This window comes from Amycolatopsis coloradensis, assembly GCF_037997115.1.
Taxonomy (GTDB): domain Bacteria; phylum Actinomycetota; class Actinomycetes; order Mycobacteriales; family Pseudonocardiaceae; genus Amycolatopsis; species Amycolatopsis coloradensis_A.
This window is the reverse complement of the sequence record NZ_CP150484.1, coordinates 7,833,843-7,858,019: the sequence shown is the minus strand read 5'-3', so window position 1 is coordinate 7,858,019 and position 24,177 is coordinate 7,833,843. Positions and strand designations below refer to the sequence as shown.

The following is a 24,177-nucleotide window of genomic DNA, read 5'->3' as shown; positions in this document are numbered from 1 at the left end:
CAGGACAAGTTTTCGTCCTGAACGACCCTTTCCTGACATGTGAGTAAGGAATCCGTTGGCTCGTCAGGTTCCCGGGCACGAACAGCCCGTCGGCAGCACCCGCACGCTGGAGTCCACTTCGGACGGTGCGGTGGTCAAACGCAGTGTGCTGGCCGGTGGCCTCCGGGTCATCACCGAGCACGTCCCCGCCTCCCGTTCGGCGACGGTCGGGCTGTGGGTCGGGGTCGGATCGCGTGACGAGCCGTCGTCGGTCGAGGGGGCGGCGCACTACCTCGAACACCTGCTGTTCAAGGGCACCACGAACCGGGACGCCACCCAGATCGCCGAGGAGATCGACGCGGTCGGCGGGGAGTTCAACGCGTTCACCGCGAAGGAGCACACCTGCTACTACGCGCAGGTGCTCGACGAGGATCTGCCGCTCGCGATGGACCTAGTCACCGACGTCGTGTTCGAGGCGCTGTGCACGGACAAGGACGTCGAGACCGAGCGCAGTGTCGTGCTCGAAGAGATCTCGATGCGTGACGACGACCCCGAAGACCTGCTGCACGAGACGTTCGTCGGCGCGATCCTGGGCAACCACGCGCTGGGCCGCCCCGTGCTCGGCAGCGAGAAATCCATCGTCGAGATGTCCGCTTCGGCGTTGCGCGGGTTCTACCGGCGTCGCTACACCCTGCCGCGGATGGTGCTCGCGGTCGCCGGGAACATCGAGCACACCCAGGTGCTTCGCTTGGTGCGCAAGGCTTTGCGGACCAGGCTGACCGGGACGGCGACGCCCGTGCCGCCGCGCGGCGGGCGGGCACGGATCGCGATGGCGCCGAAACTCGCGCTGCACACCGACGACACCGAGCAGGCGCATGTGATGCTCGGCCTGCGTTCGCTGTCGCGGCACGACGACCGCCGGTTCGCGCAGTCGGTGCTCAACGCCGCGCTCGGCGGCGGGATGAGCTCGCGCCTGTTCCAGGAGGTCCGGGAGAAGCGGGGGCTGGCGTACCAGGTGTACTCGTCTGTCGCGAGCTACGCAGACACAGGGCACATGGCCGTCTACGCGGGCTGCCAGCCCGAGAAGCTCGGCGAGGTCGCTGGGGTGATCCGCGAGGTGCTCGAACTCGTCGGCAAGGACGGGCTGAGTGAAGCCGAGGTCGCGCGCGCGAAGGGGCAGCTGCGGGGCGGGCTCGTGCTCGGTCTCGAGGACACCTCGTCGCGGATGTCGCGGATCGGCAAGAACGAACTGAACTACGGCCGCTATCTCGGCGTCGACGACACGGTGGCGCGGATCGACGCCGTCACCACCGAAGAGGTCTGTGCGCTCGCTCGCACTCTGCTGCACCGCCCTGGTGGCGTGTCGGCGGCGGCGGTGGTCGGGCCGTACGCTCACGCCGACGACCTTCCGGACGACCTGCACGAGGTGATCGCATCATGACCGCTGGAATTCGCGTCGGTGTGCTGGGCGCACGCGGCCGGATGGGCCAGGAAGTGGTGAACGCCGTCAACGGCGCCGACGACATGGAACTCGCCGCCGCGCTCGACGCCGGTGACGACCTCGCGGCGCTCAAGCAGGCTCAGGTCGTCGTCGACTTCACCCATCCCGACGCGGTGATGGACAACCTGGAGTTCCTGACCGGTAACGGGATCCATGCTGTGGTCGGCACCACCGGGTTCAGCGAGGAGCGGCTGGAGAAGCTGCGCTCGTGGCTCGCGGCCGACCCGTCGCTCGGCGTACTGATCGCGCCGAACTTCGCGCTCGGCGCGGTGCTGGCGATGCGGTTCGCCCAGCAGGCGGCGCGGTTCTACAACTCGGCCGAGGTCATCGAGCTGCACCACAATCGCAAGGCCGACGCGCCTTCCGGCACCGCCGCGCACACCGCGCGGCTGATCGGCGAGGCTCGTGCGGAAGCCGGTCTCGCGCCGGGCGAAGACGCGACGACGTCCGAAGTGGACGGTGCCCGCGGCGCACTCGTCGACGACGTCCGCGTGCACTCGGTCCGGCTGCCCGGACTGGTGGCGCACGAGGAGATCCTGTTCGGCGGCGAGGGGGAGACCCTGACCATCCGGCACGATTCCCTGCACCGCACGTCGTTCATGCCGGGTGTGCTGCTCGGCGTGCGTTCGGTGCTCACGCGGCCCGGCCTCACGGTCGGTCTCGAGAACATCCTCGACCTGTGAGGGCCCGCAACTTCGCGCTGGTGATGACGGCGGCGCTCGCCGTCTACGTCGTCCTGCTGGCGGGCCGGGGGATCGCGCTGGTGCGCACCGGGGAGACGGTGCCGGTGCTCTTCGGCGTCGGGGTCCTGCTGCTGCCGCTGCTCGGGATCTGGATCATCGTGACCACCTGGCGTTCCGGCGTCCAGATCCAGCGGCTTTCGCGGAGGCTGGACGAGGAAGGCGGCCTGCCCGACGTCTCCGATCTGCCCCGGCGGCCTTCGGGCCGGGTGGATCGCGACGCCGCCGACGCCTGGTTCGACGAACGCCGCGCCGAAGTCGAGGCCGACCAGGAGAACTGGCGCGTCTGGTACCGGCTGGCGTACGCGTACGAGATCGCCGGTGACCGGAAGCGCGCCCGTGCCACGATGCGGCGCGCCGTCGAACTCGAAGCCGCTTCCCGCAATTAGTCACCTGATTGCGGGGGCCGGTGGCCTGGGCTGTCCCAAATCCTTCATAGACCACCCTGTGCCAGCGGGCTCCTCGCCTTCGAGCAGGTCAGCAATGGGTAGACAAGGGTGTGTCCGCTTCAACCCGTCTTGCCACTCGCGACCACCTGGACGTCGTGCCGCCGCAGCTGCGCGCAATTAGTCCTCTGAATGCGCAGGCTCGATTCCGAGGACGGGCAGGCATTCGCGAACGGCGACCAGTTCGATGCCGCAGCTCCTTGCCCAGGCCGCGGCCACGCAGGTCCGGACTGAGCCAGGAGAACGTGGTGACCGTGCCGAACGTGGCGAAGTCGGTGCCGATCAGATCCTGGATGCCCACCGGCTCGCCGCCGACGACCACGACGAAGTACAGCCGCCACTGGCTCTCGCTCACCTGGCCCCGGCCCCGCCAGATCCCGCGTAGCCGGCGCCATTCGCGCTCCGGACTGTCTTCGTAGAGCGAGGCCGGATCGTCGAAAGGCCACGGAGGTTCGGTGACCACGCCTTTCCGGACCGTCGGGACCAACTGTTCCAGGAGTTCGTCCGTCGCTCCCCGCAAGGACAACCGGGGTGTGTGCACCTGCACGTTCAACGGTGGATACGCGGACGAAGTCGGCACGGGCGAAGACACTAGGGGGGCCGCCATGGCGCGCATCACAATATCGGTGCTCAGTAGTGGAACCAGCCCGCGAACAGGGCGGGGGAGGCGGCCAGCAGGCTGAACCGCAGCCAGCGGCCGAGGAAACCGGTGGCCAGAAACGTCGCCAGCGGCATCCGCACCAGCCCCGCGAGGACACTCGTGGCCATGTACGGCGGCAGGCCGACGACCGAGCTCACCCCGTACGTGCCCGCCATCCAATGCGGATGCCGATGGCACCGTTCGCGCAGTGCGTCGAGCCGGGCGCGCATCTTCTTGGTGCGCGCCCGCCATCTTTCCCGGCGCGGGGTGGGCGGCCGCTCCCGGTGCAGGCGGTCGTGCAGCGGTTTCGGAAGTTTGATCGTGCCCTTCGCGGCGAGGTAGTAGAGCGTCTTCCCGCCCACCTGACCGGCCGCGACGATGGCGCCGAGCAGCAGCCACGGCATCGTCGGCTGGCTCGCGCACAGGCCGATGAGGAACATCTCGATGCTGACGACGGGGAGGATCGCGGAACCGAAGGCGACGCCGAACGACAGGAGCAACCAGCCCACCATCGTTGCCTCCCCGTTATCTTCGTTCTCTCCAAGTTATCAGCTGAGAACCTGGACGCACTGGGGCCAGCCCCCGTTCCCGGCCTCGGGGCCGCACCAGAAGATCACCTGTTCGTCGGCTCTCGGCCACCTGCCGCTGCCATGCTGGAGCCGTGGCCGACGTGCACGACGCGGTCCGCGGAAAGGGTTTCGCGGATCGCTTCGCCGACTTCTGCGCGGCCGTGGTGCGGTGCCTCCCCTTCGGGCTTTCCCGGCTGGTGGCGCCGAGTTTCCTCGGTTTCGCGCTCATCAACGGGTTCACCTTCGGGGTCGACCTGATCCTGCTGACCCTGCTTCGCGGCTGGCTCGGCCTGCCGGTGTGGCTGGCGATCACGCTCGCGTACGCGACGGCGTTCGGGCTGAGTTTCGTGCTGAACCGCAGCATGAACTTCCGCTCGCACGCGCCCGTCGGCAGGCAGGCGGTGCTGTACGTCATCGCGATCGTCATCAACTACGTGGCGTTCCTGCTCGGCGTCGGGGCCGGGCTGGCCGCGCTGGGCGTCGACTACCGCCTCTCCCGGCTCATCGCCGGGGCGTGCGAAGGCGTGTTCATGTACTCGGTGATGCGCTGGGTCGTGTTCGCGAAGTCAGGGAGTGAGCTCGAGGTCGAGGCCGCCGGTGAGCCGGACTTCGCGCACGTTCGTGCTTCCGGTGTCGAGGATGCGGACGGTTCCGTCGGGCGACCAGCCCGCGCGGCGGAAGAAGCCCAGTGACGCGTGATCGGTCTGGGCGACCCAGCTGATCCCGCGCGTGGCGCCGTCCTCGCGCAGCCAGGCGGACGCGTTCGCCAGCAGCCGTCCCGCGTGCCCGCGCCGTCCCCACCGCGGCTCGACCAGCAGCGAGGCGATGAGCGCCGTCGTCGAAGCGTCGTCTGGCAGCGAACCGTCGGCGGTGGCCGCCTCGCTCTCCGGAGCGCGGCCGGCGACGCAGAAGCCGACGGTGAACTCGCCTTCGGTGGCGAGGAAGACGCGCGTGCCCGGGTACTCGATCGTTTCGGCCCAGGTCTTCTCGAGCTCCTCGATGTCGAGCCCGGCGACAGCCGCTTCGCCGAGCAACTCCGTGTAGGCGCTTCGCCAGGTGTCGCGCTGGATGCGCGCGATTTCGGGGGCGTCGGACACGACTGCTGGGCGGACTTCGGCGGCGGCCATGCTGCGCAGATTAGCGGTGCGGCCGAAAACTGTCGGTGGTGGATGGCAGCATGCGAACGATGAGCACTACGACCATCAGCGGGCCGGTCGCGCGCCGGATCGCGCTGGCCGCACAGGGGTTCGCCGAGGCACGTCCGGGTGGAGCGGTGACAAGGCGGCATCTGCAGCGCGTGCTGTCCCGAATCCAGTTGCTGCAACTGGATTCGGTGAACGTCGCGGTCCGCGCGCACTACATGCCGCTGTTCTCCCGGCTCGGCGCGTACGACTCCGCGCTGGTGGACGACGCGGCCTGGTCCCATTCCGCGCGCAAACCCCGGCTGCTGGTCGAATCCTGGGCGCACGAGGCGAGCCTGCTGCCGGTGGCGGACTGGCCGCTCCTGCGGTCAGGGGCGAAACGCATGGGCTGGTGGACGAACTACGCCCGGGTACTGGAGCAGACGCCCCAGCTGGTTGACGACATCCTCACCGTCGTCAAGGAACACGGACCGATCGGCGCGGGCGGTATCGAGCGTGCGCTGGAGAGCGACTCGGGTCGTGGCAAACCCGGTTCGTGGTGGGAGCGGTCGGAAGTCAAGAAGGCCTGCGAGTGGCTCTTCGGCATGGGGCAGCTGACCACCGGCACGCGCCGGTCGTTCGAGCGGCTGTACGACCTGACCGAACGCGTCGTCCCGCCGGAGATCCTGTCGCGGACCGTGAGCCCGGAGGAAGGCGCCCGCGAACTGATCACACGCGCGGCCGTCGCGCTGGGCATCGGCACCGAACCGGATCTGCGGGACTACTACCGGCTGGGCCCCGACGTCAGTAAGCGGGCGGTGGCGGAACTGGTCGAGGAGGGTGTGCTGGAACCGGTGACCGTGGACGGCTGGCCCGCCCCGGCGTACCGGCACTTCGCGGCGAAGGCGCCGCGGTCGGTCACCGGCCGGGCCCTGCTGTCGCCGTTCGACCCGCTGATCTGGGAACGCGCCCGCACCGAGCGCATCTTCGACTTCTTCTACCGCATCGAGATCTACGTGCCCGAGCCGAAGCGGATCTACGGGTACTACGTGTTCCCGTTCCTGCTCGACGGCGAACTCGTCGGCCGGGTCGACCTCAAGGCCGACCGTGCCGCCGGGGTGCTTCGCGTCCAGGGCGCCTTCGCCGAGCCTGGGGTGGATGCCGCGCGGGTCGCCAGTGAGCTGGCCGGCGAGCTGCGGCTGATGGCGGAATGGCAGGGGCTGGACGGGGTCGCGGTGGGGGAGCGGGGCGATCTCGCTCCGGTGCTTTCGCGCCTCGTGCGCTGATCTGGACCGCCTCAGGAATGCCATGAAAGGTCCTTTCATAGCGGCGGCTTCCGCTGGGAGGTCCGTGAAGGCCTCCTTCCCTACTCTCAAGGTAGGGAAGGAGGCCTTCACTACTTCGCCGGCACCGCCCTGCGGCAGCGTTCAGGCTCTTCGCGTGGCGTGCCGACCCTCCGGCCGGTCCACTTGAAATGAGCGAGGGACCTTCGCTCCCACCCCCGTGGAAAAGTGAGAGCAAAGGTCCCTCGATCCCCCTGTGGCCCGCGGCTCAGCTGGCCGCGCTGGTCACCACCGCGTCGCCGGTGCCGGTGCGCGCCCGCACCTTCAGCGAGACCTCCGCAGGCGCGGTCTCCGCGACCTCCAGTTCGCTCGACACCGACCCGGTCGTCGACGAAAGGTCGATCTCGGCCTGAACGCCGCCGCGGATCCCGACGCGGACCTCACCCGATCCGGTGGTCAGCTCCAGCGTCCCGGAGGCGGCGTCCGCCACCGAGAGGGAGCCGCTGCCGGTGCGCGCCAGGACCTCGCCCGCGACCTCGCCGAGCCAGACGTCACCCGTGCCGGTCGCGAGCGTGGCCGAACCGCTCACCGAGGCGGCCTCGACGGATCCGCTACCGGTGCGCAGCTGGAGCCCGGACAGGGTCGGCCCGAGTTTGATGTCGCCGGTGCCGGTGCGGACGATCGCCGAACCGTCGGCCCGTTCGAGGCCGATCTTGCCGGCGCCGGTCAGGAGGTCGGCCCGCCCGGCGGAGCCGGTGACCGTGACGTCGGCCGCCCCGGCCCGCACCTCCAGATGCGAACCGGCGGGCGCCCGGACGGTCACGGCGAGCGGGACGTTCTTCAGCTGCCAGGCCTTCGGCGCCTGGACGACCAGCCGGTTGCCGACCTTCTCGATCCGAGTCTGCGCCACGGCGTCGCCCGCCGACCCGGCCGGCGAACCGCCGAGCTGGTCGCCGAAGCGTTCCCCGACCCAGCTGAGCAGGCTCGTCATCCCGTCCACCCACGGCTGCTGTTCGCCACCGTCCCGGCGGACCTCGGCGTGGACCCCGTTCTCGCCGGTCAGTTCGATGGTCACCCGGCCGATGGCCACGCTCACGTCGATCTCGACCGGGCCCTCGGCCTCGAAGTCCTCGACGCGCACGGTCTCTTCACCGGCGGGAATGCTTTCCTCGGTCATTTCCGTCCCCCTCAGCCCTGGACCCAGCCGTGCAGGTGCGAACCGGCACCGCCGCCCGGCTTCTGCTTGTAGTGCCAGTGCTCGCTTCCGCTCTTGCCCAGCGCTCCCTGAACGGCCTGCGAGACGAACGTGTTCAGCGAGACACCCTGAGCGGCGGCCGCCGCCTCGGCCTGGCCCTTGACCTGCTCGAACAGGCGCAACGTGATGCGGGTGATGTCGCCCGTGTCCACCTTGGGCGCACGCGGGGCCTCCCGCGGTGCCTCCTGGCGGGGCGGGGACGGCTCGGCGCTCTCGGCCGAGCCGGTGACGACGACGCGCACGTCGCGGCCGTCGAGCCGGACGTCGACGACGTGCCCCGGCAGCGCGGAGGTCACTTCGGCGGCCAGGTCGGCGAGGGCGTTCATGATGGTCAGGCGGGCGGCGGGCTCCAGCGCCGACGACAGCAGCGCGGCAGCGCGCCGCGTCTGCTCGTCGCCGGCCGAAGCCGTGTTCGCGAGGTCCTCGCGAAGGCTTGTGATGTACGGCGTCAGATCCATGACACCACTATGACGTCACTTGTGATGTCAGTCAAGGAGGCCATGACGTCACCGTGATGTCTCCCCGGCGTCAAAGACGCTTGCGGTTACGCTGCCCGGAGTCGTGGAGCAGGGGTCGAAAAGGAGTGCGAACGTGGCCGAGACCGTGTCACCCAAGGTTCAACTGATCGCGAAGACGGAGTTCTTCCCGCCGTCGGACGTACCGTGGTCGACCGATGCCGACGGTGGTGAGGCACTGGCCGAATTCGCGGGCCGGGCCTGCTACCAGTCCTGGAAGAAGCCGAATCCGAAGACGGCCACCAACGCCGGCTACCTCGAGCACATCATCGACGTCGGCCACCTTTCGGTGCTGGAACACGGATCCGTCAGCTTCTACATCACCGGGATCTCGCGCTCGCTGACGCACGAGCTGATCCGCCACCGCCACTTCTCCTACTCGCAGCTCTCGCAGCGCTACGTGCCGGAGCGCGACGCCGCGTTCGTCGAGCCCGACGTCATCGCGCAGGACCCGGAGCTGCACGCGAAGTTCCTCGCCGCCTCGCAGGCCGCCGTCGACGCCTACACCGAGCTGCTCGCCGGGCTGGAGGAGAAGTTCGCCGACGTGCCGAGCGCGACCCTGCGCCGCAAGCAGGCCCGCCAGGCCGCCCGCGCCGTGCTGCCGAACGCGACCGAGACCCGCATCGTGGTCACCGGCAACTACCGCGCCTGGCGGCACTTCATCGCGATGCGCGCCACCGAGCACGCCGACGTCGAGATCCGCGCCCTGGCCATCGAGTGCCTGCGCGAGCTGCAGAAGGCTTCGAGCAACGTCTTCGCGGACTTCACCATCTCCGCGCTGCCCGACGGTACCGAGGTCGCGTCCAGCCCGAAGGTCCTCGAGGGCTGATGCGACGCCTCGCTATCGACGTCCGGCCCGGTGAGTACGCGGTCGCCCGCCTCGCCCCGGACGCGCCGGTTCCGGCGAACCTGCTCGACCCCGGCGAGCCCGTGCTGATCTCCCTCACGCGGACGCCGGAGGAGCTGTCGGTGATCTGCCCGGCCGGTCTCGCGCCGGCCGGGGCCACCGTCGAGGACGGCTGGCGGCTGCTGTCGGTGCGCGGGCCGCTGGCCTTCACGCTGACCGGCATCATCGCGGCGCTGTCGAGCGAACTGGCCGCCGCCGGGGTGGCGCTGTTCTCGATGTCCACCTTCGACACCGACCACGTACTGGTCCGGGCCGCCGAGCTGGAGCGCGCGGTGAAGGCGCTCCGGGAAGCCGGGCACGAGGTCACGGTCTGATCCACGAGCTCGGCGAAGGAACCTTTCGGGGCGCGAACGGGTCCGAGTCAGCATCCTGCGCGAACCGAAGGAGCACCGAACCTTGACCGACGAACAGACCCGTCCGTACGGGCCGCCCCAGCAGACGCATCAGGCCGCCGGCGCGCGGATCGTCGCCGGCCGATACGCCCTGCTGGGCGAGCTCGGCCGCGGCGGGATGGGCATCGTCTGGCGCGCACAGGACCAGGTGATCGGCCGCCAGGTGGCGATCAAGGAGCTGAAGTTCCCGAACGCGCCCGAGGACGCCTCGGTGCTGTCGGAGCGGATGCTGCGCGAGGTCCGCTCCGCCGGTCGTCTCAACGACCCGGCCGTGGTCACCGTGTACGACGTCGTCACCGAGAACGGCGCGACCTACATCGTGATGGAGCTGGTCGAGGCGCCGACGCTGGCCGACCTGGTGCGCGACCGCGGCCCGCTGCCCGCCCAGCAGATCGCGCTGGTGGGGGAGCGGGTGTTGTCCGCGCTGCGGGCCGCGCACGCCGCCGGGATCGTGCACCGCGACGTCAAACCCGCGAACATCATGGTCGCGCCGGACGGCCGGGTGAAACTCACGGACTTCGGCATCGCGCACGCCGCCGACGACCCGCGCCTGACCACCAGCGGCATGATCGTCGGCTCGCCCGCGTTCATGGCGCCGGAACGGGTCGAGGGCCGCGACGCGATGCCCGAATCCGACCTCTGGTCGCTGGGCACGACGCTGTTCTTCGCCGCGGAAGGCATCGTCGCGTTCGAACGGTCGACCACCGCGGCGACCCTGCACGCGATCATGACCGAGGCGCCGTACCTGACCCGGGTCCAGGGCCCGCTGGCCGCCGCGATCCTCGGCCTGCTCGTCACCAAACCCGAGGCGCGGATGTCGTACGACCAGGTGCGCAGCCTGCTGGCGGCCGCGCAGGGCGTTCAGGCCCAGCCGACACCGCCCTCGGGCGGCACCGCGATGATGCCGCAGTCCGGCCAGCCGATGACCCGGCTCGCCCCGGCCCCGGCGAGGCGCAACCTGCGCCCGCTGTGGTTGAGCCTGGCCGCGGTCGCCGTGATCGGCGCGCTGGTCGGCGGGATCTTCCTCGGCCGGTGGATGGCCGCGCCGGAGGGGAACAGCCAGGCCCAGGCCACCCTGACCTACGGCATCAACGGGCAGGTCAAACTCGGTTCCTCCGGAGACTGCTACAACGTTCCCCTCATCGAGGGCATCAACCTGAACGACGGCATCAGCTGCGACAAGGACCACCTGCTGGAGGTCTTCGCCAAGGGCAGCCTGCTCGACGTCCAGTCCTCTTCGGACGACGACGCCCAGGTCGCGGTGTATCCCGGCGCGGACGCGGTCAACCGGATCGCCGAGTCGCTCTGCTCGGCGGCCTTCAATTCGAACGTCGTGCCCGGGGCACAGCGGGCCTCGCTGACCTGGCGGGCCGTCGTGCCGACCGAAGCCGAATGGAACCGGCCGCCCAACGAGGAGGACCGGAACTATTCGCGCGGCTTCCTCTGCCTGCTCGCCAAGACCGACGGCAGCCAGATCCCCGCTCAGATCACGACCAAGGTCAAATAGCTCACAGAGAGTTTGCGCCGAGTTCGCCTTCCTCGCGGAAAATTTACCGTGATTCTCGGGAACGACCACGTCGGCAAGGGGTTCGGCGCTCGCAGGAGGTACCTTCACAGCATGTCCACTCCACCTACCGCAGCGCCGGGAAGACCGTTCGGGCGCGTGCTCACCGCGATGGCCACCCCCTTCGACGCCGACGGCGCGCTGGACCTGAAGCGGGCGCAGGAGCTGGCCGAACACCTCGTGGAACTGGGCAACGACGGTCTCGTCGTGAACGGCACGACCGGGGAGAGCCCCACCACGACCGACGCCGAGAAGGCCGAGCTGGTCCGCGCCGTCGTCGAGGCCGTCGGTGACCGCGCGACGATCGTCGCCGGGGCGGGCACGAACAACACCGCGCACAGCATCGAGCAGGCGAAGCAGGCCGAAGCGGCGGGCGCCCACGGCATCCTCGTCGTCACGCCGTACTACTCGCGGCCCAGCCAGGCCGGGCTCTACGCGCACTTCACCACGGTCGCCGACGCCACCGAGCTGCCGGTGATGCTCTACGACATCCCGCCGCGCTCGATCGTCCCCATCGAGGTCGACACGCTGCTGCGGCTGGCCGAGCACCCGCGCATCCTCGCGGTCAAGGACGCCAAGGGCGACCTGATCGCCGGCTCCGAGGTCATCGCGAACACCCAGCTCGCCTACTACTCCGGTGACGACGGCCTCAACCTCCCGTGGGTGTCCGTCGGCGGCACCGGTGTGGTCAGCGTGATCGGGCACGTCGTGGCGGGCCGCATCCGCGGCATGATGGACGCCTACGAGTCCGGCGACACCTCCACCGCGCGCACCAACCACCGCGGCATGCTGCCGGTCCTGCGGGCGATGTCCCGCGTCGGCGGCGTCGCGTTCTCGAAGGCGGCCCTGCGGCTGCGCGGCTTCGACATCGGTGACCCGCGGCTGCCCATCGTGGCCGCGAACGACGAGCAGCTCCAGGCGATTTCCGCGGATCTCGCCCAGGGGGGCGTGCCGCTCGGGGAAAGCGCCGCCAGTGACTGGCATGGTGCACGAGTGGCACAAGCAGATTCAGCGGCGGCCTACACGGCGCCGACCTCACATACCAGCGTAGGGACCATGCCTCGGTGAGTTCATTGCCAACCGGACCCGGACCGACCACCCCGCCGCCCGCGTTGCCCGAAGGCGCCTTGCGCGTGGTCGCGCTCGGCGGGATCGGCGAAGTCGGCCGCAACATGACCGTCTTCGAGTTCGGCGGCCGTCTGCTGATCGTCGACTGCGGGGTGCTCTTCCCCGAAGACGACCAGCCCGGCGTCGACCTGATCCTGCCCGACTTCCGCGCGATCGAAGACCGCCTCGAGGACATCGACGGCCTCGTCCTCACCCACGGGCACGAGGACCACATCGGCGCCGTCCCGTTCCTGCTGCGGCTGGTCCCGGACCTGAAGATCTACGGCTCCCGGTTCACGAACGCGCTGCTCGCGGCGAAGGCCAAGGAACACCGGCAGCGGCCGAACCTGATCGAGGTCCGCGAGGGCGAGCGACGCAAGGTCGGCGAGTTCGACCTCGAGTTCTTCGCGGTCAACCACTCGATCCCGGACGCGCTCGCGGTGGCCATCCGCACGCCGGCGGGTGTCGTGCTGCACACCGGTGACATCAAGCTCGACCAGCTCCCCCTCGACGGCAGGCTGACCGACCTCGCCGGGTTCTCCCGGCTCGGCGACGAGGGCGTGGACCTGTTCTGCGTCGACTCGACCAACGCCGAGGTGCCCGGGTTCGTCATGCCGGAACGCGACATCGGCCCGGTGCTCGACGACGTCGTCCGCAAGGTCGGCCAGCGCGTCATCGTCGCCTGCTTCGCGAGCCACGTGCATCGCGTCCAGCAGGTGCTCGACGCCGCCGTCCGGCATGGCCGCCGGGTCGCCTTCGTCGGCCGGTCGATGGTCCGGAACATGGGCATCGCCGCCGACCTCGGGTTGCTGAACGTGCCCGACGGCCTGCTGGTCAACCTCGACCAGGCGGGCGACCTGCCCGAGAGCAAGGTGCTGTTCGTGTCGACCGGTTCGCAGGGCGAGCCGCTGTCGGCGCTGTCGCGGATGGCGCGCGGCGAGCACCGGCAGATCTCGATCCGCGCCGGCGACACCGTCGTGCTGGCCAGCTCGATGATCCCGGGCAACGAGACCGCGGTCTTCGGCGTCGTCAACGGCCTCACGCGGCTCGGCGCGAACGTCGTGCATCAGGGCAACGCCAAGGTGCACGTGTCCGGGCACGCGTCTGCGGGCGAGCTGCTGTACCTGTACAACGCGGTGCGCCCCAGCAACGTCATGCCGGTGCACGGCGAATGGAAGCACCTGCGCGCCAACGGTGAACTGGCCGTGCGCACCGGTGTCGCGCCGGAGAACGTGGTCATCGCCGAGGACGGCGTCGTGGTCGACCTCGTCGACGGCAAGGCCACGCGGACCGGACGGGTAGAGGTCGGGCACGTGTACGTCGACGGTCTCTCCGTGGGCGACGTCGGCGAGTCGACGCTGTCGGACAGGCTCGTGCTCGGCGAAGGCGGCTTCATCGCCATCACCGTCGCCGTCGACACCAGCACCGGCCGCGCGGTGACCCGCCCGACGGTGTCCGGACGCGGGTTCTCCGACGACCCGAAGGCGCTCGACGCCGTGCTCCCGATGGTGGAGATGGAACTCGCCAGGACCGAGGCCGAGGGCATCACCGACACGCACCGCATCGCGCAGGCCGTGCGCCGCGTCGTCGGCCGCTGGGTCGCCGACACCTACCGGCGCCGTCCGATGATCGTGCCGACGGTCATCCCCGTCTAGCTCTCGAACGCGCGTGAAGGCCCCCTTCCCTCGGCTCAGCCGAAGGAAGGGGGGGGTTTNCGGCGGAGAACGGTTTGCATCTGTTCAAATCCACGTCACAGATCCGTTTTCTGGCCTTCGCGACCAAAGTGGACGGTGAGCGGGACTACCGGGAGATCCTGCCGATGGCGCCGGTCCGTCAGCAGTTGGCCGCCGTCGACCGGTTGCGCGCCGTCCGCGCCGTGCCGGACGGGCAGACCGGGCTCTACGACAGCGTCCTCGACCTCTACCGGCTCGCGCACGAGGAATGGGAGCGGGGGAAGCTGAACCTCGTCATCGTGATGACCGACGGCCGCAACACCGATCCCGGTGGCATCAGCCGCGAGAACCTGGTGGCGGAGCTGGGAAAGTTGAGCGACCGGGACCGCCCGGTGCCGTTGATCGCCATCGGGATCGGGCCGGAGGCCGACGAGACCGAGCTCCGTCAGCTCGTCGCGCCCGCCGGCGGCCAGGCTTTCCTCAGCCGTGATCCCGCGAAGATCGGAGAGGTGTTTTACGGCGCTCTCGGCCGGATCGCCGGCGCTGGATGAAGTAGACGCCGAGGATCACCGCCAGGCTGACCAGGCTCAGGTACAGCTGGGCCCGCGTGTCCGCGTCCACGAACAGCATCGACGCGACCACGGCCAGCGTCCCGGCGAGCGTGAGCCGGCTCAGCCACGGGTAGCCCCACATGCGCAACTTCAGCCGTTCCGGCGCTTCGGCTTCCAGGCGGCGCCGCATCCGGAGCTGTGAGCCGGCGATGATCGCGTAGACGAACAGCGCGACCGCCCCGGCGGAGTTGATGATGAAGTAGAAGATCTTGTCCGGGGACACGAAGTTCATCACGACGGCCACGTAACCGACCGAAGTGGACACCAGGATCGCCTTCCACGGCACGCCGCGCCGGTTCGTGTCCGCGATCCACTTCGGCGCCCAGCCGTTGCCGCGCAACGCGAACAGCATGCGGGAAGCGGTGTACAGCCCCGAATTCAGCACCGACAGCACGGCCGTCAGCACCACCGCGCTGACCACCGTCTCGGCGGCGGGGATGCCGAACCGGCCGAACGCGGCGGCGAACGGGCTCGTCGTGGTCGGGATGTCGCGCCAGCCGGTGATCATCACCAGCAGTGTCACGGAGCCGACGTAGAACACGATGACCCGCCAGACGATCGACGAGGTCGCCTTGCGCACGGCCGTTTCGGGCTCCCGCGATTCGGCGGCGGCGATGGTGACGATCTCCGCGCCGAAGTAGGAGAAGATCACGATCACCACTCCGTGCACCACCGAGAACGGGCCGTTGGCCAGGAAACCGTCCTGCGCGATGTTGCCGACCGAGAACGAGCCGCCGGGCCACGCCCCGAGCACGAACAGGATGCCCACCACGAGGAACACCACGATCGTGGCGATCTTGACCGACGCGAGCCAGAACTCCGTCTCCCCGAACGAGCGGGCGGAGGCGAGGTTGGTCGCGGTCAGCAGCAGCATCAGCACGAGCGAGAAGACCCATTGCGGCACAACGGGAATCCACGTCTGCAGGATCTTCGCCCCGGCGACGGCCTCGAACGCGACCACGCCGACCCAGAAGTACCAGTACAGCCAGCCGACGGTGAAACCCGCCCAGCCGCCGAGCGAGGTCCGCGCGTATTCCATGAAGGACCCCTGTGACGGCGCGGCCGTCGCCATCTCGCCCAGCATCCGCATCACCAGCACGACGATCAGGCCGCCGATGGCGTAGGAGAGGACGGCCGCCGGGCCGACGGTGTGGATCACCGCGCCGCTGCCGATGAACAGACTCGCGCCGATGATGCCGCCGAGCGCGATCATCCGGACGTGGCGCTGCCGCAGGTCCGGGCGCAGACCCGCCCGTTCGGTCGTGGTCTCTGCGCCCATTCGCGGTGACCTCCTGTCGGAGTGACGGCGGATCGCGGGATTGTCGCACCGTGAGCCCGGGAGGAAAAGTGTTTGCGCAACCCCCGGTGAACAGGCCGATGTGGACTCTGCCAACCTAGGCACCTCCACCGCGCGTTCCGAGGAGCTCTTCGATGCCGCACGCCGTCCTCCGGTTCCTGCCCGCCGTCACCCTGGCCGCCGTAGCGCTCGCGGGCTGCTCGGACGAGGCGCCCCAGTCGCAGACGGCGCCTCCCGGGTCTTCACCGGTGGCGCAGCAGGCAGCCGTTCCGTTCAACGACGCCGATGTCGCGTTCGCGCGGCAAGCCCTCGCGCACCACCAGCAGGGCGTGGATCTGGCTTCCCTGGCGGAAACCCGCGCGGCGAACGAGCAGCTGAAGGCACTCGCGAAGCGGGTCATCGACACGCACGAACCGGAGATCGCGCGGTTGTCCGGGCTCATCGAGGCGTGGGGTCAGCCCGCGCCGGACGACCCGAACCTCGAACACGTCCAGCGCGATGGGTACATCAGCCCCGGCGACATGGCGGCACTGGCCGGATTGTCCGGAAAGGACTTCGACCGCCAGTTCGCCGCGCGGTTGCTGCGCCAGCGCGAAGCGGGCGTCCGCATCGCCGACGCCGAAACCCAGCACGGCCGCAACCCCGACGCCCGCGATCTCGCCGCGACGACTTCGCGTTCGCAGCAGCAGGAGATCAGCGATCTACGGGGCTTCCAGCAGGGTTGAGTCCGTCTGGACCACGTTCGAATTCAGCTGGACGATGTACGCGCCGGTCAACAGCACCACCGCGCCGGCGGCTTGGATCCAGCTGAGGGCCTCACCCAGCAGCAGCCAGGCCGCGGTGGCGGCGATCAGCGGTTCCACCAGCCCGACGACGCTCGCCACCGACGCCGGGAGATGCCGCAGCGCCGCCATGCCCGTCGCGTAGGCGAGGACGGTCGCGATCAGCACGAGCGCGATCAGCAACGACCACACCGGCGGCTCCCACGAACCGAACGTCGCCGGGGTGTCGAGGACTCCCCACGGGATCGTCCACGGCGGGGCGACCGCGCACACCAGGACCGCGCCGATCGTCATCCCCCAGGTGACCATGCCGAGCGGATCGCGGTCCGCGACGCCACGTTCGCCCAGGAGGAAGTAACCCGCCGAGCAGACGGCCGCGCCCAGCCCGGCGAGCAACCCGAGGACGTCCAGACTGAGCCCCTCCCAGACCTGCGCGACCAGCATGAGCCCGGTCATCGCCAGCGCGATCCCCGCCCACATCACCTTCGGCAACCGCACCCGCCGCACGAACCGCACCCACAGCGCGATCAGCACCGGAGAGGTGAACTCGAGCAGGATCGCGATCCCGACCGGGATCCGGCCCGCCGCCAGGAAGTACATGAGCTGGACGCCCGCGACACCGAGCGAGCCATACGCGAGCAGCAGCGGCCACTCTTTCTTCGTGACTTTGAGGAGCCTCGGCCGGAAGACGGCGACCAGCGCGAGCAGCACGATCGCCGACAGTCCGATGCGGATCGCCGCGACCTGCTCCGGGGACAGCCCGGCCTGCATCGCCGGTTTGCCCAGCACACCCGAGGTCCCGAAGAAGAGCGCGGCGAGCAGGATCAGGGTGATGCCCCGGCCGCGCCGTGCGACGTGCGGGGCGGGGGCGGCGGCGAGTTCGGCGGTCACGGCCGGAGGGTAGAGGCCGGGTGACCGCGGGGCGACCCGTTTTCCCAGCGGGTGGGCCGGGCGCGGGGTGGTCGTGAGTGAGGCCTGTCCGTGAAGGCCTCCTTGCCTACCCTGAGAGTAGTGAAGGAGGCCTTCACTACCCAGGCGTCCGCTCCCCGATGGAATCGCTCATGGCGGTCAGAAGGAGGTGCCGCCGTCGGTCCAGTTCGTCTGGGCGAAGTCCTCGTCGTCGACGGGAGCGCGACGCGGTTTGCGCACCGGCTCCGGTTCCGGGGGAGCGGCGACCGGCTCCTCGGGTTGGGTGCCTTCGAGGGCCTGGGGTTCGGGTGTGCCGTTCGGCCAGACGCACGGTGAGGTCGCCCCGACGTAGAACTTGCCGAGGTCGTTCGCCTGCACGGACATGTCGAAAGCGTCCGCGTTGTTCCTGGCGAACACATAGTGGTCCTTCGGTCGCGAGTCCGTCAGAACTCCGAAGTCATGAGCCGACCACCACTGGACGATGGCGTCGAAGTATTCCTCGAACCGGGCCGGTTCGAGGCCGGTCACCTCATAGGTCGCGGAGATCTCAAAGCGGCCTTGGGGACCGTTGTCGGTGGGGTCGGTGCATTCGGACCTGTGCTGGGTGAACGGTTTCCGTTCCGCCGAGCCGGGCAGCGCGGAGAGCGCGCCCTCGATGTACCGCTCGACCCTGTCTTTCGCCTCGTGTTCGGTGATGGTCGGTTTCATGGCGTCTCCACCTCCGGAAGAACAATCGGACAAGAGCACGAGAAGAGCGGTCAGGAGCGGAAGTCTCACGAGGCGGGCTTTCCCGCGATGATCAGGCCGATGTTCCGGAGCGACGGGTTGTTGTCTTCCCAGTATTCGCTGTGTGCCTCCGTGCTGTACCCGCCCCACCCGTCCGTGCCCGGCGCCGAGGTGAACACCTGCCCGCCGAATTCCGCGTCGGCCGGATCCTGGCCGAGGATCGGGTCGTATCCGGCGATTTCGACGTTCGCCAGGTTGATCATGTCGTGTTCGGCCACCGTCGCGTGCACGTGTTCGCCGATCTCGTCCTGATTCACCCCGTCGAGATGCAGTTCGCTCACGTCGTGCGCGCCGACGCCCGGGCTCGCGACGAAGACGAGTTCGTCCGCGGCGAGGCCACCGTCACCGGCCGCGTGCCCGACGACGGTGGTGCCGTAGCTGTGCCCCAGCACCGTGTTGTGCGAGGGCGATCCTTGGTGTGTTTCCCGCAGCCCGTCTTGGAATTGCGCGAGGGCAGCCTTGCCGCCGTCGGCGTACTTGTCGCTCGCGGCGTCGGTGATCTCGTTCGGCGCGTCGTAGCCGAGCCAGGTGATCACGGCGGTGGAGGGGGAGCCCGAAGTGGTCGCCGCGGCCCACATCTTGTCGGACCGGTTGAGGTCCCCGCCGATCTTCGCCAGTTCCGAGCCCGTCCCCGGCACGTAGGTCGCCACGTTCGCCGCGGTGTCGGGATTCCCCGCGGAAACGATCGCCTTCCCGTCGCCGCTGGTGTCCAGTCCGAGCAGGAACGCCTGCGGCTCCGACCGGTCCAGCCGCTGTTGGATGGCTTCCAGGCCCTTGAGTTTGGGGTCGCCCTGGAGCCGCGCGATCTCACTGGCGAGGACGGCGCGGTTGGCGGCGTCGCGGTCGGCCGCCGGGATACCGTCGAGATTGCCGACGAGCCCCGGGTTTCCTTGCAGCAAAGCGACTTTCGCCGTGTCCGACAGGCTCGCCCACCAAGCCTTGTTGTCGCCGGGGGTGCCGTTCTCGGGCGGGCCGATGATCGACAGGCCGCTCTGCGCGGCTCCGGCGTCCGCCGCCTGGGCGAGCGTGCTGCCGCACTGTTCGGTGATCTCGCCACGAAGGGCCCGTCGCAGAATGTCGGCGAAATCAGCGTCGACGTCGGTCGCGCGGCGCAGGCCCTGTTCGACCCTGTCGGCCAGCTCCGCCCTGACGCGAGCCTGATCAGGCCGCGGAACGCCGACGGAGATCTCGCCTCCGGCGCCGATGGCCAGGCCGTTCCGGTGGGCCAGTTCGTCGGTCTCCCGCACGAACGCGACGATCCGGTCCAGCGCGATCTGCACCTCGTGAGCGCCTCGCCGGACCGCGGACGCCTCGGCGACGAGCCGCTCCAGAGTGGAGGTCAGCGACGCACCCCGCGTCGCGGCGGCGGTGGCCGCGTCGCCGGTCCAGCCCGTGAAGCGGGCCATGGCTTCGACGTCGTCGTTCGCGGCGATGATCTTGGCGCAGCCGTCGTTGAGCGCGTCGGCGACGCGGCCGATCGCGGCCGGATCCCACCGGCGCACGTCTCCCCAGGTGAGCATCATACGGGGAGTTCCCGTGATGCCGCCAGCTCGTTCGAGCGGTAGCGGACGGCCGCCGCGTCGAGCCGTGCGGAGTAGTCCGCGGTGTTCTCGGCCCAGCCTGGCACCGCCCGGCCCCAGGCGTCCGCGAGCAGGCGGGCCGCTTCCCCGGATACGCCACCCGGCAACCCCGCCGCGACTTCGGCGAGCGTGGCCGCGAGGTTCACCTTCCCGACGTCGTCCGAAGCCCGTTTCGCCGCGCTTGACGCCGCGCCGATCGCCTCCAAGGCCACCTCGTACCCGCCGGTCATCCCGCTTCCTCCCCGTAGCGTGACGCTGTGTGACCACACTACGACGCGGGAGACGGACGCGCGGTTCCCTTCACCCGTCCTTGAAAAGACCGTCGGCGATGTAGCGCGAAACGGTGGCGAGGCGCCGCCCCTGGAGGCGGAGGGCGTCCAGGGCCAGTTCGTCGGGTTCGGCGGACTCGCGCGAGACGAACGAGCCGCCATACGGATTGCCCGATTCGAGCAGCCGCGGATCGGTGTAGCCGAGCGGCAGGACGATGGCGCCCCAGTGATAGAAGATGTTGTTCGTCGCCAGCACGGTCGCTTCGAGCCCGCCGTGCGCGGTGGAGGCGGTGGTGAACGACGTCGCGACCTTGTTCACCAGCTTTCCCTTGGCCCACAGGCCGCCGGTACTGTCCAAAAAGGACTTAAGCTGGGCGGCGGGGCCACCGAACCGGGTCGGGCTCCCCGCCGCGAACCCGTCGGCCCACTCCAGGTCTTCCAGCGTCGCCGTCTCGTGGTGCGGTCCCGCGTCCACCCACGCCTGCCAGCGCGGATTGCTCGCCACCGCGGCGGGCGGAGCGGTTTCGGGAACTGTGCGGACGCGGACGCCGGCTTCGGCCTCGCGGGCGCCGTCGGCCAGCGCCGACGCCAGTTTCGCGGTGTTGCCGGTCGCGCTGTAGTAGACGACGAGGATGCGGGTGCTCACGTCCGCCGACCTTAGGCGAGCGCGAGCACCCGTCTCAGGATCCGGACTCAGTACTTCTTCCAGGGGCTGACGGTGTCCGTCGGCCGCGTCGGGTCGTGGAAGCGCGGCTTGTCCAGTTCGTCGCGGCGCAGCGGGACCAGCCCGTCGGTGATCGCCTGCATGATCTTGGCGTGCGCGCGGACCCCGGCGCCCGGCCGCTCCGGCTCGACCTCCGACAGGTCCACCGGCTCGCCGAAGTGCACCTTGAACCGCGGCCGGCGCATGGGCGCGCTCAGCCCGGACTTCGCGAGAGGCACCAGGTCGGCCGGACCGTTGACGGTCTCCGTGCCCCAGTACACGGCTTCGTGCGCGCCCCATTGGCTGATCGGGATCACCGGCACCCCAGCGGCCAGCGCGAGCCGCGCCGCGCCGGTCTTGCCCCGCTCAGGCCACAGGCCGGGGTCGTGGCTGATCCGGCCCTCGGGGTAGACGATCAGCGGGTCACGGGTGGCCCGCAGGGCCTCGGTGGCTTCGGCGAACTGGCCGATGGCCGTCGAAGCCTGTTTGCGGTCGACCCGCAGGTGACCGCTGAGCCGCAGTGCGGGGCCGATGACCGGCGCGTCGAGGATGCCGCCCGCCAGCATGAACCGCGGGTTGATGCCGATCCGCTTGCAGGCCGCCATCAGCACGAACGCGTCGAAGACGCCGATGTGGTTGGCCGTCATGAGCAAGGGCTTGCGGCGCAGTTCCGCCGGGACACCGCCGGTCACGGTGAGTTTGCCGACGAAGTTGACCAGCCCCCGGTCGATGTTCAGCATCGTGCGCCAGATGGCCGGGGCGCGGCGAGCCGAATTCTCATCCTGATGCAGCGCGAACATGGGGCAGAGCATGTCATGACCCGCTTTTCACCCGGATGGCCGCTCAAGCTGTGACCTGAGACGAATGTTCCGGATGTGCTCCGAGTGGCAGCCGGGGCTGGAGGGTCGAGGCGGTTACCGTGGAGACATGGCTAGCGGGTCGACGACCAGGAAACGGAGTACGGCGCGAAGCGGCGGCAGCAAGGGGCCGGCGCGAAAGCCGCGTACCCCGGCGAAGCCCAGGGCAACGGCTGCGAGGAAACCCGCTCCACGGCGTCCGGCACCGCGGAAGAAGTCGTCCGGCACGTTCGCCAAGGGTGTGCGCGGCACCTGGAATCTGCTCGCGAAGGGCCTCGGCACCCTCGCGCGGACGGTCGGCCGCGGTCGCGAACTCGAACCCGAGCACCGTCGCGACGGTCTCGCGCTGGGTCTCATCGCGCTGGCACTGGTGATCGCTTTCGGCGTCTGGTGGCGGGCCGCGGGCCCGATCGGCGGCTGGGTGGAGGTCGGCACGCGCTCTCTGCTGGGCGCCGGTGCCGTGACGCTCCCGCTGGTGCTGACCGTGGTCGCCGTCGCGCTGATGCGTTCGGAACCGATGCCGGAGGCCCGGCCGCGGATGGTCATCGGCACCCTGCTGGTGATCCTGTCCGTGCTCGGCCTGCTGCACATCTTCACCGCGCTGCCCGAGACCAACGACGGCCGGATGTACGCCGGCGGCGTGATCGGCGCGTTCTCCGGCGGCCTGCTGACCATGGGCGTCACCACCTGGGTCGCGGTGCCGCTGCTGGTGCTGGCACTGCTGTTCGGCACGCTCGTGTTCACCGGGACCCCGGTCCGGGAGATCCCGCACCGACTGCGTACCTGGGGGCTCGACCCCGAGGAGATCGAGGAGGCCGAGGCCGAGCGCAAGGCCATCCACGAGGAACGCGACGCCGTCACCGAAGCCGACCCGAAGTCGGTCCGCCTGCGGAAGCCCTCGCGGCGACGCCAGGCCTCGGGTGACCACGAGGGCGAACAACTCGACATCGAAGCCGCGCTGGCCGAGGCGCCGACGCCGCTGCGCCCGCCGAAGCCCGCTCCCAAGCCGATCGAAGAGAAGAAGCCGAAGAAGGCCGAGCAGCCGCTGGCGGTCACCAGGACCGTCGAGGGCGACTACAAGCTCCCGCCGCCGGACCTGCTGAAGCTCGGCGACGCGCCGAAGTCCCGCAGCAAGGCCAACGACGCCATGATCGAGGCGATCACCGGCGTGCTGGAGCAGTTCAACGTCGACGCGCAGGTCACCGGCTTCACGCGGGGCCCGACGGTCACCCGGTACGAGGTCGAACTCGGCCCCGGCGTGAAGGTCGAGAAGATCACCGCGCTGACCAAGAACATCGCCTACGCGGTGGCGACCGACAACGTCCGTCTGCTCGCGCCGATCCCCGGCAAGTCCGCGGTCGGCATCGAGGTGCCGAACTCCGATCGCGAGATGGTGCGCCTCGGCGACGTGCTGCGCGCGCCGTCGACGGTCAAGGACAACCACCCGATGGTCATCGGGCTCGGCAAGGACATCGAGGGCCATTTCGTCACCGCGAACCTGACGAAGATGCCGCACCTGCTGGTGGCGGGGTCCACCGGTTCCGGTAAGTCGAGCTTCGTGAACTCGATGCTGGTGTCGCTGCTCGCGCGGTCGACGCCGGACGAATGCCGGATGATCCTGATCGACCCGAAGATGGTCGAGCTGACCCCGTACGAGGGCATCCCGCACCTGATCACGCCCATCATCACCCAGCCGAAGAAGGCCGCCGCGGCGCTGGCCTGGCTGGTGGAGGAGATGGAGCAGCGCTATCAGGACATGCAGGTCAACAAGGTCCGGCACATCGACGACTACAACAAGAAGGTGCGCTCGGGCGAGATCACCGCGCCGCCCGGCAGTGAGCGTGTCTACCAGCCGTACCCGTACATCATGGCGATCGTCGACGAGCTCGCCGACCTGATGATGACCGCCCCGCGCGACGTCGAGGACGCGATCGTCCGGATCACCCAGAAGGCGCGTGCCGCCGGTATCCACCTGGTGCTGGCGACCCAGCGCCCGTCGGTCGACGTCGTGACCGGCCTGATCAAGACGAACGTGCCGTCGCGGCTGGCGTTCGCGACCTCGTCGCTCACCGACTCGCGGGTCATCCTCGACCAGCCGGGCGCGGAGAAGCTCATCGGTATGGGTGACGCGCTGTACCTGCCGATGGGGGCCGGGAAACCGGTCCGCATCCAGGGCGCCTTCGTCGGCGACGAAGAGATCTCCGCGGTGGTGAACTTCGCCAAGGAGCAGGCGCAGCCGGACTACCAGGACGGCGTCACCGCGGCGAAGGCCGGCGAGAAGAAGGAAATCGACTCCGACATCGGAGACGACCTCGACGTGCTGTTGCAGGCCGCCGAATTGATCGTCACCTCGCAGTTCGGCTCGACGTCGATGCTGCAGCGGAAGCTGCGGGTCGGCTTCGCCAAGGCCGGGCGGCTGATGGACCTGCTGGAAAGCCGCGGCGTCGTCGGCCCTTCGGAGGGCTCGAAGGCGCGGGACGTGCTGATCAAGCCGGAAGAGCTGGAGTCGGTGCTGTTCATGATCCGCGGTGGCGGGGACGCGAACGGTGGCGACGTCTCCGACGACTGACTGAGCCCTCGTGAGTGGTAAGGACGGTTAGAACCAACCTGTCTCAGGTACCTACCCGCTCCTGGATGAGCCTCGGTTGCGGGCCGGTCCGTGAAGGCCTCCTTGCCTACCTTGATGGTAGG

The 24,177-nt window shown here is 69.6% G+C and carries 24 protein-coding genes and 1 pseudogene; 13 read left to right on the top strand and 12 right to left on the bottom strand.

Features of this window, described 5'->3' with window-relative positions; all coding sequences use genetic code 11:
• Nucleotides 1-55: 55 nt before the first annotated feature.
• The 3 genes from LCL61_RS36655 to LCL61_RS36645 are packed head-to-tail and all read left to right on the top strand — an operon-like array spanning nt 56 to nt 2,609.
• Nucleotides 56-1,420, top strand: a complete 1,365-nt coding sequence (locus tag LCL61_RS36655) for a pitrilysin family protein (RefSeq protein WP_340683975.1) — start codon at nt 56-58, stop codon at nt 1,418-1,420.
• Nucleotides 1,417-2,163 (top strand): 4-hydroxy-tetrahydrodipicolinate reductase, encoded by a 747-nt coding sequence (gene dapB, locus LCL61_RS36650; protein ID WP_340683974.1) that lies wholly within the window; start codon nt 1,417-1,419, stop codon nt 2,161-2,163. Before LCL61_RS36655 ends, dapB begins: the two co-directional genes overlap by 4 nt.
• On the top strand, nt 2,160-2,609 hold the full coding sequence (locus tag LCL61_RS36645) for a tetratricopeptide repeat protein (RefSeq protein ID WP_340683973.1): 450 nt from the start codon (nt 2,160-2,162) through the stop codon (nt 2,607-2,609). Before dapB ends, LCL61_RS36645 begins: the two co-directional genes overlap by 4 nt.
• 88 nt (nt 2,610-2,697) lie before the next feature.
• On the opposite strand, the gene LCL61_RS36640 is transcribed toward LCL61_RS36645, so the two are convergent.
• Nucleotides 2,698-3,246 carry a hypothetical protein gene (locus LCL61_RS36640; RefSeq protein WP_340683972.1) on the bottom strand — a complete coding sequence of 183 codons (549 nt, stop codon included), beginning with the start codon at nt 3,244-3,246 and terminating at the stop codon, nt 2,698-2,700.
• A gap of 50 nt (nt 3,247-3,296) precedes the next feature.
• Nucleotides 3,297-3,818, bottom strand: a complete 522-nt coding sequence (locus LCL61_RS36635; protein ID WP_219153473.1) for a YqaA family protein — start codon at nt 3,816-3,818, stop codon at nt 3,297-3,299.
• 149 nt (nt 3,819-3,967) lie between these two features.
• Between LCL61_RS36635 and LCL61_RS36630 the strand changes: the two are divergent.
• Nucleotides 3,968-4,375: pseudogene (locus LCL61_RS36630) on the top strand (GtrA family protein); the annotation flags it as partial.
• A 66-nt stretch (nt 4,376-4,441) separates the two neighbouring features.
• Here the strand turns inward: LCL61_RS36630 and LCL61_RS36625 are convergent.
• Nucleotides 4,442-5,002: a GNAT family N-acetyltransferase gene (locus LCL61_RS36625; RefSeq protein ID WP_340683971.1), complete on the bottom strand. Its 561-nt coding sequence runs from the start codon at nt 5,000-5,002 to the stop codon at nt 4,442-4,444.
• 59 nt (nt 5,003-5,061) lie between these two features.
• Here LCL61_RS36625 and LCL61_RS36620 point away from each other — a divergent pair, with 59 nt between their 5' ends.
• Nucleotides 5,062-6,282: a winged helix-turn-helix domain-containing protein gene (locus tag LCL61_RS36620; RefSeq protein WP_340683970.1), complete on the top strand. Its 1,221-nt coding sequence runs from the start codon at nt 5,062-5,064 to the stop codon at nt 6,280-6,282.
• Between the two features lie 265 nt (nt 6,283-6,547).
• Here LCL61_RS36620 and LCL61_RS36615 read toward each other — a convergent pair whose 3' ends face one another.
• Nucleotides 6,548-7,456 (bottom strand): DUF4097 family beta strand repeat-containing protein, encoded by a 909-nt coding sequence (locus LCL61_RS36615; RefSeq protein ID WP_340683969.1) that lies wholly within the window; start codon nt 7,454-7,456, stop codon nt 6,548-6,550.
• 11 nt (nt 7,457-7,467) lie between these two features.
• Nucleotides 7,468-7,992 carry a toxin-antitoxin system HicB family antitoxin gene (locus LCL61_RS36610; RefSeq protein ID WP_340683968.1) on the bottom strand — a complete coding sequence of 175 codons (525 nt, stop codon included), beginning with the start codon at nt 7,990-7,992 and terminating at the stop codon, nt 7,468-7,470.
• Nucleotides 7,993-8,125: 133 nt separating this feature from the next.
• Here LCL61_RS36610 and thyX point away from each other — a divergent pair, with 133 nt between their 5' ends.
• The 6 genes from thyX to LCL61_RS36580 all read left to right on the top strand — a co-directional run bounded on the left by thyX (nt 8,126) and on the right by LCL61_RS36580 (nt 14,243).
• Nucleotides 8,126-8,878, top strand: coding sequence for an FAD-dependent thymidylate synthase (gene thyX, locus LCL61_RS36605; protein WP_007029376.1), 753 nt, complete (start codon nt 8,126-8,128; stop codon nt 8,876-8,878).
• Nucleotides 8,878-9,270: an ACT domain-containing protein gene (locus LCL61_RS36600; protein WP_016332627.1), complete on the top strand. Its 393-nt coding sequence runs from the start codon at nt 8,878-8,880 to the stop codon at nt 9,268-9,270. Before thyX ends, LCL61_RS36600 begins: the two co-directional genes overlap by 1 nt.
• A gap of 82 nt (nt 9,271-9,352) precedes the next feature.
• Nucleotides 9,353-10,855, top strand: a complete 1,503-nt coding sequence (locus LCL61_RS36595) for a serine/threonine-protein kinase (protein WP_340683967.1) — start codon at nt 9,353-9,355, stop codon at nt 10,853-10,855.
• Between the two features lie 111 nt (nt 10,856-10,966).
• Nucleotides 10,967-11,980, top strand: coding sequence for a 4-hydroxy-tetrahydrodipicolinate synthase (gene dapA, locus LCL61_RS36590; protein ID WP_034312161.1), 1,014 nt, complete (start codon nt 10,967-10,969; stop codon nt 11,978-11,980).
• Entirely contained in the window at nt 11,977-13,674 is a 1,698-nt protein-coding gene (locus tag LCL61_RS36585; protein ID WP_185927423.1) for a ribonuclease J, read from the top strand. The genes dapA and LCL61_RS36585 overlap by 4 nt, the downstream gene beginning before the upstream one ends.
• A 74-nt stretch (nt 13,675-13,748) precedes the next feature.
• The gene (locus LCL61_RS36580; RefSeq protein ID WP_340683966.1) at nt 13,749-14,243 is read left to right on the top strand and encodes a vWA domain-containing protein; all 495 of its coding nucleotides are present in this window, start codon (nt 13,749-13,751) and stop codon (nt 14,241-14,243) included.
• On the opposite strand, the gene LCL61_RS36575 is transcribed toward LCL61_RS36580, so the two are convergent.
• A complete protein-coding gene (locus LCL61_RS36575) occupies nt 14,173-15,582 on the bottom strand; it encodes an amino acid permease (protein WP_340683965.1) in 1,410 nt (469 codons plus the stop codon). The two genes, LCL61_RS36580 and LCL61_RS36575, sit on opposite strands and share 71 nt — an antisense overlap.
• A gap of 152 nt (nt 15,583-15,734) precedes the next feature.
• Between LCL61_RS36575 and LCL61_RS36570 the strand changes: the two genes are divergently transcribed.
• Nucleotides 15,735-16,325 (top strand): DUF305 domain-containing protein, encoded by a 591-nt coding sequence (locus LCL61_RS36570; protein ID WP_340683964.1) that lies wholly within the window; start codon nt 15,735-15,737, stop codon nt 16,323-16,325.
• Here the strand turns inward: LCL61_RS36570 and LCL61_RS36565 are convergent.
• The 6 genes from LCL61_RS36565 to LCL61_RS36540 form a co-directional block, all read right to left on the bottom strand.
• On the bottom strand, nt 16,302-17,273 hold the full coding sequence (locus LCL61_RS36565; RefSeq protein ID WP_340683963.1) for an EamA family transporter: 972 nt from the start codon (nt 17,271-17,273) through the stop codon (nt 16,302-16,304). The two genes, LCL61_RS36570 and LCL61_RS36565, sit on opposite strands and share 24 nt — an antisense overlap.
• Nucleotides 17,274-17,450: 177 nt before the next feature.
• On the bottom strand, nt 17,451-17,999 hold the full coding sequence (locus LCL61_RS36560) for a hypothetical protein (protein ID WP_340683962.1): 549 nt from the start codon (nt 17,997-17,999) through the stop codon (nt 17,451-17,453).
• A 65-nt stretch (nt 18,000-18,064) separates the two neighbouring features.
• Nucleotides 18,065-19,600 carry an alpha/beta hydrolase gene (locus tag LCL61_RS36555; RefSeq protein ID WP_425341957.1) on the bottom strand — a complete coding sequence of 512 codons (1,536 nt, stop codon included), beginning with the start codon at nt 19,598-19,600 and terminating at the stop codon, nt 18,065-18,067.
• Nucleotides 19,597-19,887, bottom strand: coding sequence for a hypothetical protein (locus LCL61_RS36550; protein WP_340683961.1), 291 nt, complete (start codon nt 19,885-19,887; stop codon nt 19,597-19,599). The genes LCL61_RS36555 and LCL61_RS36550 overlap by 4 nt, the downstream gene beginning before the upstream one ends.
• 70 nt (nt 19,888-19,957) lie before the next feature.
• A complete protein-coding gene (gene wrbA / locus LCL61_RS36545) occupies nt 19,958-20,572 on the bottom strand; it encodes an NAD(P)H:quinone oxidoreductase (protein WP_340683960.1) in 615 nt (204 codons plus the stop codon).
• A 47-nt stretch (nt 20,573-20,619) separates the two neighbouring features.
• Complete coding sequence (locus tag LCL61_RS36540; RefSeq protein WP_340683959.1) at nt 20,620-21,429, bottom strand: lysophospholipid acyltransferase family protein; 810 nt, start codon at nt 21,427-21,429, stop codon at nt 20,620-20,622.
• 127 nt (nt 21,430-21,556) lie between these two features.
• On the opposite strand from LCL61_RS36540, the gene LCL61_RS36535 reads away from it, so the two are divergent.
• Entirely contained in the window at nt 21,557-24,055 is a 2,499-nt protein-coding gene (locus LCL61_RS36535; protein ID WP_340683958.1) for an FtsK/SpoIIIE family DNA translocase, read from the top strand.
• Nucleotides 24,056-24,177 lie beyond the last annotated feature (122 nt).

Excerpts from the sequence above, each read along its gene's own strand:
- LCL61_RS36570 (WP_340683964.1), top strand. The coding sequence starts at position 15,735 with ATGCCGCACGCCGTCCTCCGGTTCCTGCCCGCCGTCACCCTGGCCGCC.
- LCL61_RS36540 (WP_340683959.1), bottom strand. The coding sequence starts at position 21,429 with ATGTTCGCGCTGCATCAGGATGAGAATTCGGCTCGCCGCGCCCCGGCC.
- LCL61_RS36575 (WP_340683965.1), bottom strand. The coding sequence starts at position 15,582 with ATGGGCGCAGAGACCACGACCGAACGGGCGGGTCTGCGCCCGGACCTG.
- LCL61_RS36550 (WP_340683961.1), bottom strand. The coding sequence starts at position 19,887 with ATGACCGGCGGGTACGAGGTGGCCTTGGAGGCGATCGGCGCGGCGTCA.
- LCL61_RS36615 (WP_340683969.1), bottom strand. The coding sequence starts at position 7,456 with ATGACCGAGGAAAGCATTCCCGCCGGTGAAGAGACCGTGCGCGTCGAG.
- LCL61_RS36560 (WP_340683962.1), bottom strand. The coding sequence starts at position 17,999 with ATGAAACCGACCATCACCGAACACGAGGCGAAAGACAGGGTCGAGCGG.
- LCL61_RS36555 (WP_425341957.1), bottom strand. The coding sequence starts at position 19,600 with ATGATGCTCACCTGGGGAGACGTGCGCCGGTGGGATCCGGCCGCGATC.
- dapA (WP_034312161.1), top strand. The coding sequence starts at position 10,967 with ATGTCCACTCCACCTACCGCAGCGCCGGGAAGACCGTTCGGGCGCGTG.
- LCL61_RS36535 (WP_340683958.1), top strand. The coding sequence starts at position 21,557 with ATGGCTAGCGGGTCGACGACCAGGAAACGGAGTACGGCGCGAAGCGGC.
- LCL61_RS36620 (WP_340683970.1), top strand. The coding sequence starts at position 5,062 with ATGAGCACTACGACCATCAGCGGGCCGGTCGCGCGCCGGATCGCGCTG.
- LCL61_RS36625 (WP_340683971.1), bottom strand. The coding sequence starts at position 5,002 with ATGGCCGCCGCCGAAGTCCGCCCAGCAGTCGTGTCCGACGCCCCCGAA.
- LCL61_RS36600 (WP_016332627.1), top strand. The coding sequence starts at position 8,878 with ATGCGACGCCTCGCTATCGACGTCCGGCCCGGTGAGTACGCGGTCGCC.
- LCL61_RS36635 (WP_219153473.1), bottom strand. The coding sequence starts at position 3,818 with ATGGTGGGCTGGTTGCTCCTGTCGTTCGGCGTCGCCTTCGGTTCCGCG.
- LCL61_RS36610 (WP_340683968.1), bottom strand. The coding sequence starts at position 7,992 with ATGGATCTGACGCCGTACATCACAAGCCTTCGCGAGGACCTCGCGAAC.
- dapB (WP_340683974.1), top strand. The coding sequence starts at position 1,417 with ATGACCGCTGGAATTCGCGTCGGTGTGCTGGGCGCACGCGGCCGGATG.